The organism is Sphingomonas sp. JC676 (genome assembly GCF_014489075.1).
In the GTDB taxonomy this organism is placed as follows: Bacteria; Pseudomonadota; Alphaproteobacteria; order Sphingomonadales; family Sphingomonadaceae; genus Sphingomonas.
On the sequence record NZ_JACTGR010000009.1, the window covers coordinates 1 to 12,933 of the forward strand.

General features: G+C 59.6%; 11 protein-coding genes. 3 read left to right on the plus strand and 8 right to left on the minus strand.

Translation table 11 applies throughout. The features are described from left to right. Positions 1 to 75 precede the first annotated feature (75 nt). The gene (locus tag IAG41_RS22240; protein WP_187730893.1) at positions 76 to 441 is read right to left on the minus strand and encodes a hypothetical protein; all 366 of its coding nucleotides are present in this window, start codon (positions 439 to 441) and stop codon (positions 76 to 78) included. A gap of 1,530 nt (positions 442 to 1,971) precedes the next feature. After that, positions 1,972 to 2,790 carry an alpha/beta fold hydrolase gene (locus IAG41_RS22245; protein WP_187730894.1) on the minus strand — a complete coding sequence of 273 codons (819 nt, stop codon included), beginning with the start codon at positions 2,788 to 2,790 and terminating at the stop codon, positions 1,972 to 1,974. Positions 2,791 to 2,908: 118 nt separating this feature from the next. On the opposite strand from IAG41_RS22245, the gene IAG41_RS22250 reads away from it, so the two are divergent. Then, entirely contained in the window at positions 2,909 to 3,835 is a 927-nt protein-coding gene (locus IAG41_RS22250; protein ID WP_187730895.1) for a LysR family transcriptional regulator, read from the plus strand. 787 nt (positions 3,836 to 4,622) lie between these two features. On the opposite strand, the gene IAG41_RS22255 is transcribed toward IAG41_RS22250, so the two are convergent. Beyond that, the gene (locus tag IAG41_RS22255) at positions 4,623 to 4,970 is read right to left on the minus strand and encodes a hypothetical protein (RefSeq protein WP_187730896.1); all 348 of its coding nucleotides are present in this window, start codon (positions 4,968 to 4,970) and stop codon (positions 4,623 to 4,625) included. Between the two features lie 210 nt (positions 4,971 to 5,180). Then, complete coding sequence (locus IAG41_RS22260; RefSeq protein WP_187730897.1) at positions 5,181 to 5,675, minus strand: suppressor of fused domain protein; 495 nt, start codon at positions 5,673 to 5,675, stop codon at positions 5,181 to 5,183. Positions 5,676 to 6,287: 612 nt separating this feature from the next. On the opposite strand from IAG41_RS22260, the gene IAG41_RS22265 reads away from it, so the two are divergent. Next, the gene (locus IAG41_RS22265) at positions 6,288 to 6,629 is read left to right on the plus strand and encodes a hypothetical protein (RefSeq protein WP_187730898.1); all 342 of its coding nucleotides are present in this window, start codon (positions 6,288 to 6,290) and stop codon (positions 6,627 to 6,629) included. Here the strand turns inward: IAG41_RS22265 and IAG41_RS22270 are convergent. After that, complete coding sequence (locus IAG41_RS22270; RefSeq protein ID WP_187730899.1) at positions 6,607 to 6,903, minus strand: GIY-YIG nuclease family protein; 297 nt, start codon at positions 6,901 to 6,903, stop codon at positions 6,607 to 6,609. The two genes, IAG41_RS22265 and IAG41_RS22270, sit on opposite strands and share 23 nt — an antisense overlap. A gap of 995 nt (positions 6,904 to 7,898) precedes the next feature. Between IAG41_RS22270 and IAG41_RS22275 the strand changes: the two genes are divergently transcribed. Continuing rightward, complete coding sequence (locus tag IAG41_RS22275; protein WP_187730900.1) at positions 7,899 to 10,031, plus strand: S9 family peptidase; 2,133 nt, start codon at positions 7,899 to 7,901, stop codon at positions 10,029 to 10,031. 112 nt (positions 10,032 to 10,143) lie between these two features. Here IAG41_RS22275 and IAG41_RS22280 read toward each other — a convergent pair whose 3' ends face one another. The 3 genes from IAG41_RS22280 to IAG41_RS22290 form a co-directional block, all read right to left on the minus strand. Further along, positions 10,144 to 10,614 carry a barstar family protein gene (locus IAG41_RS22280; RefSeq protein WP_187730901.1) on the minus strand — a complete coding sequence of 157 codons (471 nt, stop codon included), beginning with the start codon at positions 10,612 to 10,614 and terminating at the stop codon, positions 10,144 to 10,146. A 487-nt stretch (positions 10,615 to 11,101) separates the two neighbouring features. Beyond that, a complete protein-coding gene (locus IAG41_RS22285; protein WP_187730902.1) occupies positions 11,102 to 11,578 on the minus strand; it encodes a hypothetical protein in 477 nt (158 codons plus the stop codon). Between the two features lie 743 nt (positions 11,579 to 12,321). After that, positions 12,322 to 12,840 carry a hypothetical protein gene (locus IAG41_RS22290; RefSeq protein WP_187730903.1) on the minus strand — a complete coding sequence of 173 codons (519 nt, stop codon included), beginning with the start codon at positions 12,838 to 12,840 and terminating at the stop codon, positions 12,322 to 12,324. Positions 12,841 to 12,933 lie beyond the last annotated feature (93 nt).

A 12,933-nucleotide genomic window follows, 5' to 3' on the forward strand; every position in this document is an offset into this window, starting at 1 on the left:
GCTGTAGACTCATAAATCGCGAATGTCCGAAGGTGGTGGATTGCGGACCGGCGGGCTTTTGGGAAGGAAGCTTCGTTAGGGGACGTGAACGGATTCAATTTCTAGGGTCGGGCCGGCAGTATCATATAGCTTGGCGTGGAGCGTAAGGTCGCTCACCTGCTCCTTCGTGGTCGTCAGATCGACGAGCAACTGCCAATAGCCGTCCATCCATCGATAGACCGCGCTCTTCCATACAGACGGATGTAGCGGAGCCAGACTGTCACCATAGGCCAAGACGCTGTCGGCAATGAACCGGGCCGTAGAGGGATTGATCGGGGAGACGCCAACAATAGTTCGATCGAGCAGAGCGTAGTCCCCCGCCACAAAGGCGTCGGCAATCTCGCGAAAGATGGCATGCCACTCCGGCGGAATGGGATGTTCGGCATCATCCTTCGCAAACATTCCCGGGCGCTCCTTGTGTCCGCTTTTGGCGATCCTGCAGCTTGCCGTGTATGTCCGCAACTGGGGCGCAAGCGGACGTCGATCGCGCGCGGCCGCAGGGCGGCGGCTTAGCGCCCAGTAGCGGTCGCGCATGAATGGTCGCGGCAATCCCGGAAGCTGCCGTAAACTGCTCAAAGTGGCCAAGTGGCGTTTCAACTTCGCAAACGATTGCTATTCGCTTGTCAGAAGCATGTGTGCGCTTAGCAGGCGGTCATCGACTTGGCCGCCCTAAGCGGCGATAGGTGGTTGAAAGCAGCGGGACCGGCTTCAGGCCGTTGGCGGATAGCTCCTCCCAGTGCCCGGTAAGGTGACATCGAGCCGTATCCGCGCGCAAAGCCTGTCCGTCGGCGAAAAATCTAGAGACATGTGATTAGCACCCCCAAAAATCTATTCCAACAGCCTTCCGACCAAATCTACTAAATAGTTACCCATTCTTTCTAAATCGTCTTGGCTTACCTTGTCCTTGTTCGCCAGGAACCAAGTAGATTCGACAAACAAGCCGTTTGTAACGATGCCCACTTTGCAGGTTAGTGGCTGCCGCTGACTGGACCTGCCACAAGTGGCAACCGGCCAATGGGCGCTCGTTGTCACAAGTTGTTTTGAGTACATATTTGAGGTTATGCGATGAAGCTCAAGCTTTTCTGGAAAAGGCTCGATATCGAGAGGGACCGGCGCACTTTGAGATTTGGTAACCGCTCGTGTCCTAGGTTGTAGGAGCTGGTAATTCACCCCAGGCCTGACGGCTGACAGAAATATCGATATACCGGAACTATTGCTTCCCAGCGCGGCCGGCACAATACACGAAGTGGAGACATCCCGAGAAGATTTTGCGGAGCAAGCGGTCAATGCTGCGTATTCAACAACATTAGAGCGCTTAAGTGCCCTCGCGTCCGAGATTTCCGAACTAGGTGAAACGGCAATCCGGGTGCTGCCTAGGCCAATCTCGAACGGGGCCTTAACTATAATCTCTTCATAAGTTTTATTTCTACACGATCCCGCGAGGATTAGGCTTGCCGCAACTGCCCCTGTAATGCGCATGTCCATAACTAAGTGCGCCCCCCTGGCATGACTTTAGAACGGTGTCGTGACGGGCGTCAATTCGGCCGTAGTGGTCCGTGCTTGTAAAGTTGGTCTCCCAAAATGGTTCTGCCCTAAGGATCCTGAGCCGCGGCAGCGACGGTGTGGGCATCTCGCGCGAAAAGCCTCATAGACGGGGCACTTGAGGAATTTCCGCAGCATCAGGAACTGACGGCGCTACTGGGTACCCCGCGTATTGAATGAATGGCAGCGTTTGGCAGTCGACGACCGAAAACCAGCCAGACCGCAAACGGCCCAAAAGCTGCCCGACAGCAACGCGCCTAGTTTCGGTCATCCAACAGCGTTCGGCAAAGACCTGAAAGCAGCCGTAAGACCAGCTTGGTCGGCGAACAGTCGCTAATTTGATTAGCAGCCGTCCGCCCACCATGCAGGAGATGACGGATCAAGATGTCGTCAGGACCTGATAAACGCGAGCAGGTCAGGATTGAGGACATCCGCGTGCGTGGTCAGCATGCCATGGGGGTGTCCCGGGTAAGTCTTTAGCGACCCTTGTTTGAGCAGGTCGACCGCACGGGGCACCGAACTCGCAAACGGAACGACCTGATCGGCCTCGCCATGCATCACCAGCACCGGCACGATGATCTTCTGGAGGTCTTCGGTGTAGTCCTCGAGCCAGGAGTTGACCGTCGCCAGGTGAGCGAGCGCCCCGCCAGCCATGCCCTGGCGCCACCAGTTCGCAATGACCGCCTCCGAAGGCTCCGCCCCATCGAGATTGTAGCCGTAGAACGGATTTTCGGGGACGAAACGGAAGAACTCCGACCGATTGCCCAGCACGCCTTCCCGGATCGCCTCGAACCACTCGGGCGGCTGACCGGCCGGGTTATCCTCGCTTCGGTACATGTTCGGTGTGAGGGATGCGACCAGGACCGCCTTCGCGACGCGCTCTTGGTATCGGGCGACATAGCGCGCCACCTCACCGCCGCCGGTCGAGTGCCCGATATGAATCGCGTCGCGCAGGTCGAGGTGTTCAGTCAGGGCCGCGAGGTCGGCAACCCAATGGTTCATGTCGTTGCCGGTGCTAGGCTGGTCGGACCGGCCGTGGCCGCGCCGATCATGGGCGATTACCCGGTAACCCTGGCGAAGGAAGAACAGCATCTGGGCATCCCAGTCGTCCGCCGACAATGGCCAGCCGTGGCTGAAAACGATCGGCTGACCCGATCCCCAATCCTTGTAGAAGATGCTCACGCCGTCCTGTGTCGTGATCGTAGGCATTGCTTGGTCCCTCGATGAGCCGTGAATGTTCGGAGAAGCCCTGGGTAAAATCAGCTTCAAAACCCCACAAAGACTTTGTACGCCTCACTTATGCTTGCGAGGCATAGGAGGAGTGGCCGTGGAGCTTCGTCACTTGCGGTATTTCGTGGCGGTCGCGGAGGAGGGCAGCCTCCTCAACGCTGCTCAGAAACGTCTCAATACGTCGCAGCCGTCGCTGAGCCGTCAGATCCGTGACCTCGAACTCGAGGTCGGGGTAGACCTATTGGAACGCCAAGCCCGGGGCGTCTCACTCACGCCCGCCGGCCGGGTCTTTCTCGATCACGCCAAGCTCGCCATTCTGCAGGTTGAGGCGGCCATCGATGGAGCGCAACGAGCGGCACGGCCGAAGAGACCAGTACTTTCGATCGGGTTTCTGGTTGGGCTAGAGGTCACTTGGCTCCCGCATCTTTTGCGTATAATTCGCGAGGAAGCACCGGAAACCGAAGTTACGCTCTGTAGCCTGTCCTCTCCCGACCTTGCGCTCGCATTGATGCGCGGAAAGTTGGACATGGCCTTTCTTCGGCCGGAGAAACAGAGCCTGGGAATTTCGTTCAAACTGCTTGCGCAAGAGCCGCTGATCGCCGTCCTACCGGCAAGTCATCGCTTGGCGTCCAACAGGAGAATCACGCCGCAGGATCTCGCTCGCGAAACGTATGTAAGTTCGGCGAGAACGTCGCCGGTGCTGCAGTCTGTTATCGACCGTTACGCCTCAGCGTCGGGGATCGTCCTCAAGCCAATGTATGAAGGCGAGAACATATCTTCGGCCATGTCGCTGGTCGCCTCTAGCGGCGGGATTACCCTGGTTCCTCTCTACGCCCAGAACATGCTGACGCCGAACGTCGTTGCCAGAGCGCTAGAGGGTGATAACCCAACCGTCGATCTGACTCTCGGATACTCCGAGGCAAATCCATCACCGCTGTTGCAGCGACTATTGTCGCGCGCCGATGAGCTTGTCGCCAGCGTTCAAAATCAGAGCATCATCCGGTACGCTGAAACGCCCCAATGACGCATGCCGATGGTTGCGACGCCAAGCGCCCGCGCGGATAGCGCTTTAGCAACAGGTCTTTGAATTGACTCAATCTGTTGTCGAGTTGCGCCCGCTATGCGCCCTAATAACGGTCGTTCGCACGATCCACGGGGGCCATACCGAAAGCCGTCGTTCGTTCAAGCAGCGGTTGGACGGCAGTTGCTGGGTGGTTAGTTGCCGTTCGGCCTCGTGCGACGATCCAAGAAAGTCCAAACTGTCGGGCGACTTCGCACCGCAACTAACTGTTCGGCGGCAAGGCCGAATTGATCGGATACGTAGCTCTCTGAAACAGCTTCCGCCTCGTCTGCGCTTCCACCTCGAATGTCGGGTGGCGATGATCGAAGCTCTACGAAGCTGCTGCTTTTGGGATCAAAAACGATAAGCGCGGACCATTCGGCTCGCTTCCCGCTGTTCCCATTCACGACGTCGTAAACGGCATCAAGGTCAAGCACGCTCGAACTACCATCCAAAGCCAAATAGTCGCACGGCATCATTGGCGCATCTCCTGCGAGAGATCATGCCGGTGGTGACCAATGTCCGCAACTGGGGCGGAGGCTGACATCCACGCCGATCTGGATCCGATGGGCCGCTAAGCGCCCAATTGCAGTCGTTCGAACGATCCGCGGGCCGCCCCGAAAGCCGTCGTTCGCTCAAGCGGCGGCTGGACGGCGGCTAATGGTGGAAAGCGGACCGGCGGCACTTGGGCGCCGAAGGTGTCATAGCTGCCATTCGGGTCGACGCTCCGGGAATGACCGCTATCGCCCCACTACCGCTCGATCGTTGGCCGACGCCACAGATCGGGACGGCCGCGACGTCCAGGCTGGAATGTGGTCTGTAACACCGCACGACCCTCGGCATCAAATCTCAGCACTCCGAGTACGAAACCGCGAGCAAACCCAAGATGCCTGCAGTCGCTGTAGATCCGCGTTCCTTCGCTAGAGCGATTGTTCGACAAGCGAATAGATTTCCCGTCGAAAGCGCCGACGACGACACGGATCACAGCAACATCAATATCGTCCCATTGCCCGGGCGATGGGTCTCCGGTCGTGGACCGCTCGATTTCCACCAGCAGAAAACCTGGCGGAACGCGCAACGGTTGGACATCGCTGATCACGTAGCTCTCGGCCGACGGTTCGGGACAAGCGAGCGCAGCGCGAGGGGCTATAAGAACGAGGGCAGCGACGGCTTTTTTGAGGTGATGCACCACTCGATTGGACCATATCGTTCCAGAACCAGCAAGGTGCGCTAACCATCTTTCCCCGACGTTAGCGCAGGCCGCGGCCTTCCATCGCTGCGAATGACAGGAAGTGGGTGGATAGCGGACCTAGGCGACGGACGCTCGGAATAGGTCGTAAATATCGATCTGGTGCTTTTCAAATAAGCTGGTGAGCACATCAGGACCTTTTTGCTCGGCAAATAGGCGCTCTTTCTCAGATATCGGCATCATCATCAGCCAAGCGACTTGGAAGTCATCACATACAAGCGTTTCGGGCCCCTCGTGCCAGAGGAATGGATCGATCATCATGATGTGCGGGAGCATCGGTTTGGGCATGTAGAGCGACAAGACATGCCGGTGAATGGCATCGGGGCGAGTATGGACCCCGTCCTTGAAGGCGTTGAATGCGCAAGTGGCAGCGACATTTGGGCCATGCTCGAAGACAGCCGGGAAAGCGCCGATTAGTTCGACGCGAACGGGTCCCATGCCAAGATCGTGATCGGAAAGGCCTACCGTGCCCACCGCCGTAACGCCGTCTATCGGCGAGTTCTCACATTCAGCGACAGCGATCGAGTAATTTTCGCGCTCGTCCCAATGGCGCACTACGCGCGGTTTCCGACCCCAAGTCCGAAACAATTCTTTCGCCGCTAGTTTGGCAGTTGGGGTGACTTCCATATCGCCGGTGTGCCGATGCAGCGTTATGTCTGCAAGTGGGGCGTTAGCCGCCATTCAACGCCGAGTTTCGCGAACGGCAGCTAATCGCGGTTCATCTCCCGAAAGCGGACGGTCAGCTTCCGGCCCATAAGCGGACGTTACCCGAGGTGGTCCTGGTCGTTGAACCGGGGCGCGGTGTTGGACGAGAGCACCTGCGCCCCGGCTAGCTATGATGCAGCGAAACTCGGGTGAGCGTCCTGCCGGGGCCTCGTAGACAATACGTTGCGATCGCGCCACGATTTGTAGATCGAAAACAAAATTTTTTCAGGTTTACATATTGCTGCCGCCCATTCCTTAGGGACTTGACCGACTGCTGCGCGAAGATCGAAGGGTGTGCCACCCTCCTGGCTGCTCGCGACGGTGCGGCGAAATGGCCGCTTACGGCCCACTTCCAGCCATTCGATAGTTGCATACGGAATGACCGGCTTTGGGCCGTAGGCGGACCGGCAGCTTTTGGGAACGGTAGGTCTGATAGCTGCCGTTGCGGGCCGGTCGGCGCGCATGACCGATAGCGCCCCAGTTGCGGACATTCAGAACGAGCCGCAATGTGGCGACATGAACGAACATCACGAAGTTTTCGAGCCGCTCGTCGCCCTGCGAGCGATCCTGCTCCGCGAGCGGCGGAATGACCTTGCGAGAAATGTCGAAAATATCCTCGCCATCTTGGAAGAGACTCAACCAAGCAGCTTCAATGAAGCTCAAGAGGCTTGGGTGGCGATGATGAATTTCGCACGTGGACTTCCCGATTTCGGTATTTGGCGGGAGAATCAGGAAGAAAGGTTCCGATTGAACGCTGAGTTGGATCGGTATCTTCAAGCGATCACACGCACCTTTGGCGAATGACCGCTTTCCACCACTTCCCGCCGTTCATGGCGGCCACGCCGGCGATCGGCTGCGAATGTCCAGGAGTGGGTGGAAACCCGTCGATGCCCGCGCGTTGCAGATCCTCGAGAATGTCGGCGGGTTGAAGATAGAACCACTCTCTGGCGCTACTTCCACCATGCCGTCCGATGTTATGCGCTGCATATTTCGCATGGAGCCGCTTTTCCGTTTCGGCCTCATTTTCCGCTTCGATCCACCCGACGACCTTTAGCGGGCGCGAGTTGCCGGTCTGCAAGGCGCCTCGACGGCCTAAGGTTCGTCGCGCGCCCGATCTTCATCCGCCAATCGGCGTCGTTCTCCTCCAGAATGAAGAAGACGGGCATCGCTATTTTCGCTGCGATTCAGACAAACTACGCGGCTCTTACGCGCCCCATTCCGGTCATTCAGCGACCAATGCGGTCAACCCGAAGCGGACCATCCTTCGTACAGCGTCGCTACGTAGGGCGCCTTCGGCGCGCGTGCTGGCTAGACGCTTCGGTAAGCAGCACGCGCAACCATCACGATTTCATGTTCGTAAGGATGCGGATCGTGATAGTATTCTTTTGCGTTCGACTCGAAGGGTTTCGTGTATCCCAAGGATTGAGATGGGGGTATCTATGAAAAGTATCACTCTTCTCGTCGCTAGCATTTTCCTAGCATCTAACAGCTCGCCAGTTGTGAGCGATATCCACTTGGACTGCTATAACCCACATTTTCAGGTCGATTTTTACAACGTACCCGGATCCCCTGGTTCTGCGTCCACGTATCTGGTCCAATTCAACATCAATCGGGCTTCAACTGGTCCTCAGGCCGTGTTTGTGAATCAGAACAATGATGGAATATGCGAGATCGTTGCGCCGGGCATTACCATAACGAATGGTACTTGGAACATAGACAGATCGCGCACCACCACCGATAGGTTGGATAGCCAAACTGGTCCGGGCACGACAGAAGTATTGCGCGAGATTACGGTAAGCTTTGAAACCATTGGGCCCGGGGCTCCACGCTTCGTTGTTCATGCAAGGCCAGATGTCGTCCGCTCGGGGATTACAAATATCTCGTTCTCCGTGCATCATTCACCCTGACTGACTGACCGGGGCGACATCGTCCGGTTTTCGGCCTGACTTTCGACAAGAAGTTCACCGACCACGCTTTTCTCTAGTACGGGAGCGGTGAATGGGATTTGTGCGGCGGTGGCATACGGTGCTGGCGGGGTTACTCTGTCTCCTCGCATCGCCGGCCATGGCGCAGATGCGCCACCCACTCACGCTGGACGACGTCCTTGACGTCCAGCGGATCGACCAGGCCACGTTCTCGCCCGATGGCAAATGGGTCGCTGCGGTCATTCAGCGTCCGGCGCGCGCAGGGGAGGTCTACGGCCGCACCGCCTATGAGACCGATCCGACCCGCAGCGACGTCTGGCTGATCGACGCGGAAACCGGCAAGCGCCGCGCGCTCACCAGCGGCGCGGCCGATGCCGCCGGCTATTGGTGCGCTGGCTGGTCGCCGGATGGCCGCCGCCTCGCCCTGCTTTCCACCCAGGCCGACCGCGGCGAACCGCGCGGCGGCGACAATGTCCGCCTTTATGTCTGGAATCGCGACACTGGCGCGGTGACGCGGATGGGCGACACCGCGGTGATGACCCAGACCCGCTATGGCGGCGCGCTCGACAAGCTTGATCTGCGCGGCGGCGCGATTCGGCGCAGTAAGCCGCATGCATGCAATCTCGGCGAGGATGGCGCGCCTTTCCTCTGGCTGGACGATCATCGCTTGCTGGTGGTGACGTTGCCCGAAGGGCAGGTGTCGGGGATTCTCGATCAATACGGCCGTCCCTTCGCCGACGCGGCGCGCACCGCTGCCCGACTGCGCGCCGGAACCGAGCCGACCGCGCTCGCAATGGGCAGCGGCGACGCTCGCCTGCCGCATGGCGATGCCAACCGCGCGATCCTGCGCGTCGTCGACGTCGCCACCCGCCGCGCCCAGACCATCGCCACGGTTCCCACCTATCCCTTCCGCAGCGCGCTGAGCCTCTGGGTGTCGCCCGACGGCAAGCGGCTGGCGCTGCTCGCCACCTTGGGCGCGCTCCAGCCCGAGGCCGGACGGCTCCTGCCCAACAACACGGACGACAATTGGACGGTCGAGCGTCGCCTCGGCTTCATCGACATCGCGCCGAACGCACCGGTCCGATGGGTGATGGCACGTCCCCAGGCCCGCCTTCCGCTCACCCTGTCCGGCTGGACCGCCGATGGCCGCATCGCCTATTCCGCCAGGGGCAGCCAGCGCGAGAGCGAGGCCGCGCCCTTTCTCGCATCGAACGATGGCGGCGTCGCCCCCGAGCCCAAGGGCACCCGCCCCGAACCGGTCGAGCGCAATATCGCCATGCCGGCGGACGGCACGCTGCTCGACGACCGCCCCGATCTCGACACAGTGCTATGGAGCGAGAGCGGCCGTTCAGGCCTCACCCTCCACATCTCGCACGCCTCGACCAACACGACGCGCGACCTTCTGACCCTCGATGGCCATCTCGCTTCGGTCGATTGGGGCGAGACGCGGCTGATCGACTACGCCGGCAAGGACGGCCAGCCGCTTAAGGCCGTGGCGATCCTGCCCCCCGGCTATCGGGCGGACCGCCGCTATCCGGTGCTCGTCTGGGTCTATGGCGGGTACACGGTGCGCGATCTCGAGCACGATTACATGACCGACCCGTTCATGCCGGGCATCTACAATCTCCATCTCTATGCGGCGCGCGGCTATGTCGTGCTGGTACCCTCGATGCCGCTCCGCAACCGTCGCGAGGACGCCAATAGCTATGCCAGAATCGGCGATGGTGTGATGCCGGCGATCGACAAGCTCGCCGAGCTCGGCATCGCCGATCCGGATCGGCTCGGCGTCTTCGGCCAGAGCTTCGGCGGCTACAGCGTGTTCGCGCTGCTCACGCAGGGCGGCCGCTTCAAGGCGGGGGTGGCGATGGCGGGGATCAGCGACGTCTCCAGCCTTTATGGCGAGATGGATCCGGGCGCGGTCGGCTATCTCGGCATCGCGCACGAGAAGAGCGACAACTGGGCCGAGATGGAGATAACCGGTCGCACCACGCCACCCTGGCAGGACGCGGCGGGCTATGCCGCCGTCTCTCCGCTTTCCCACGTTGAGCGCGTCACCACACCGTTGTTGCTGATCCACGGCGACCTCGACATGCGCGGTGCGCCGTCCCAGGCCGAGCGATTCTTCTATGCGCTTTACGCCCAGGGCAAGACGGCGAAGCTGCTCCGCTATAAGGGCGAAAGCCACAGCCTCGCCCAATCGCCCGCCAATATCCGCAGCATCTTTGCCGAGACGAACGCCTGGTTCGATGCCTATCTGGGAGCGCCGCAACCGCGTCCCTGAACTGCTCTGCACCGAAGATTCATGGCCGCTGTGGAACTCTATGAACGGCGGAATTTGGTGGTAAGCGGATAGTCCGGTTTCGGGTTGTGCCGCACGCCAGCAGACGTTGCCGCTACGCCAACTCGATCTCCGTTTGAGTCGCGTCGTTTGCTATTCGGCGAAGCCCATCCAATAGGGATAATCCACTGCCGACCTGAAACGCCGCCAATCCCGCCGAATCCGTGAAGACCAGCTTCACTTCGCCGGGCCAGCCAGGGCCACCCCCTTCAACCGCGTCCCAGAATGCATCAAGATTGCGTCCGAAGAAGTGCGCGTCTTCGGGGGCAATAGCATCGACGTAACGCTGCCAAAATTCTGCGGGAGATTTCGCGCCGTTACAGTCGATGTAGATGGTTCGCATTCGGGATTGATCGGTCATTGGCGGAACGACCGCAAGCGGGGCGCTTGCTGCCTGACCGCTTTTCGCCCCGAAATCTGCCTGTCGGCTTTTAGCTGAGCCTCGCGCCCCGGCGCAGCCTGGACGACGAGAAATGGTGGAAATGAGACCGGCAGCTTCTGGGGCGAATCCGGCGATAGCTGCCATTCGGCAACCTGCTCATGCGAGCGACCGCTACCGCGGAGTTGCGGACATTGAAGGTGGTTGGCAGAATGAGCGAGTGAAGGCCTACGTCATAAGAGCACCGTTCGAGATGTATGGCGCAGATGGCGGTCGAACGTCAGTTGCGATCAACCTTATTGCGGAAATTGTGTTTGGATGCCTGCGGCGTGGGGGTGACACGTTCCAATACGCCGTGGTTTGGGCAAATCCTGGCGAAGAGCCGGGTAGCATCTGGAACGAGGATGTTGCGCAACCTCACGTTTTCCAGCTGCACACAGACGAGGCTCTGAGAGAGTGGCTTTGTCGATCAATCGATCCAAACGGGACGGGCGGGGGAGACGTGAGATCAATCTCAACTTGTCGTGCCGTAAGCTTTGGATTTGACGGACAAGCGTTTCTCTGTTTGCGGCATGAGGACGATCCGCCGACTTCGCCTGACACGTTGCTTGCTGTGATTGAGGAACGCTCAAATCTAATTGTCGGGACCGACTACCTCGATGGATGGGCGCGAAGCGGAGCCAACGGCAGCTAACCATCTGTGGACACGATATTCGGGGATGACGATCGGACCTTCAAGCTGAGGTTGGCGAACGAAATCCATCGCCTCACTTTCCCATTGCCAAGCTTCCAGCAAGCAAATTGGTGTTGCGCCCATCGTCTCTCCAGCGCAGCGCGATCCATCGGGAGACGCATGTCGGGGCGGATCGTCGTAGTTGAAATGGTCCAAGGCGATCTGATCGAACATCGAGCCCTCCGCAAAGAGGGTGGGTTCGATCCCAATGCTAAACTCGGTCCCGCAATCCTGGCATCGAACTAGCGCGAGCCCGACCTCGCGGGGCCGAACCGATAGGTCCAGTGGCGAGAACGGATTGTAGCGCGGCACGCCGTTGAACCACCATTGCGGCGCTTCCGGGATGCGGTCGAGGAAATCGCTGTAGTCAGGATGCATCGTGTAATTATGGAATAGGTCATCACCGTCAGCAACCGGGGCGTTTGCCGACTGCCCGCTCTGGCGTCCATTTTGCGCTGGCGACGGCGGGGAGTGGGTGGTTAGACGACGGTCGCTTCCGAGCAGGACCAGCGCAAGGCGGTCAGTTCACAACCGGCCTTTTCACGCCCCACCCGACCTCCGAGCAACGCCGCTGCTCGCAAAGACCGCTATCGATCACTTGCCGCCGAACCCATGCGGCCCGTGTCGGCAAGACACCGGGCTCAAATGCGACAAAGAGGCGACCCGCGTCACGGGGGCGAGCCGCCCACTCACGAAGGTAGTCTTTCAAGACAATGTCAGTGACAGGTGCGCTATTCCACAAGAGGTCACCTTCCCGAGTAACCTTCAAGGAATAGCCATCGAGGAACCCGGTAGTGTTGTCGAGCGGAAGGCGCGCAGGCTCGATCTCCCGTGCCGCAGTCCGCGTGGCGGTAACTTCGGGCACTTGGCCACAAGCGCACAGCGCGACCCCGGCAACAAGAACGATAAGTTTCCCCATGCCGGCAGGATACGCAGTTGAGAGGCCGTCCGCTATCGGGTTAATCGCGAATCCGGTGGAACCTCCGCTAGTGGGCGTAAGCGGCCAATCGCTCGACGCCTGGATTGGCAGAGATTGGTGGTTAGGGCCCCGACAGCTTTCGGACGTATTGGCTGAGAAGCGGACGTTCGCGATGCCAGGCAGCATGATCCATTTTGCACCGTCACGGTGAGGGGATCATTTCAATTGTACCTCCACGGCCATCAGCGTTTGCCATCAGCAGCTTGCCATCTTGACGAAAGAGAACGCGCTGTCGGCCCAAACCCAGAAACGATGGGCGGCAATCGATGCAGTCGATGGAGAGAAGGCCGCGTTCAAACGAGTACGTCCCCACGGAGACTACGCGATGTCCCGTCGAATATCGGCCATCCTCGGAATAATACTCCCCGGGCGACACCACCACGATGTCGCTTCCGACCTCGCGGTAATGGAAATTCTTGCGGACAATTGTGTCGGCAAACTCAACCTGGCTCAGGACGGTGGCGCCGGGAAAGCGATCGACAATAACCCGTTCTGCATTGGGTCCAGCGGGGCGTGTCCGCGATACCTTTGGGTACGCGGGAGCCGATGCCGCATATCTCTCTGTGCCGACATCCGAGACTGCCGATGCACACGAATTTAGGGTCGGAGCAATCGCCACGACGACGACTAACAACCAGCGATCGTTCAGCGTTCTCCGCATACCATTACCGCCTCACCTTCCTTATGCGGTCACCCGCAACCTGGAACCCGAACGGTATGAGATGCGATGCTGAAAATCGGTAAACGCCGCGTT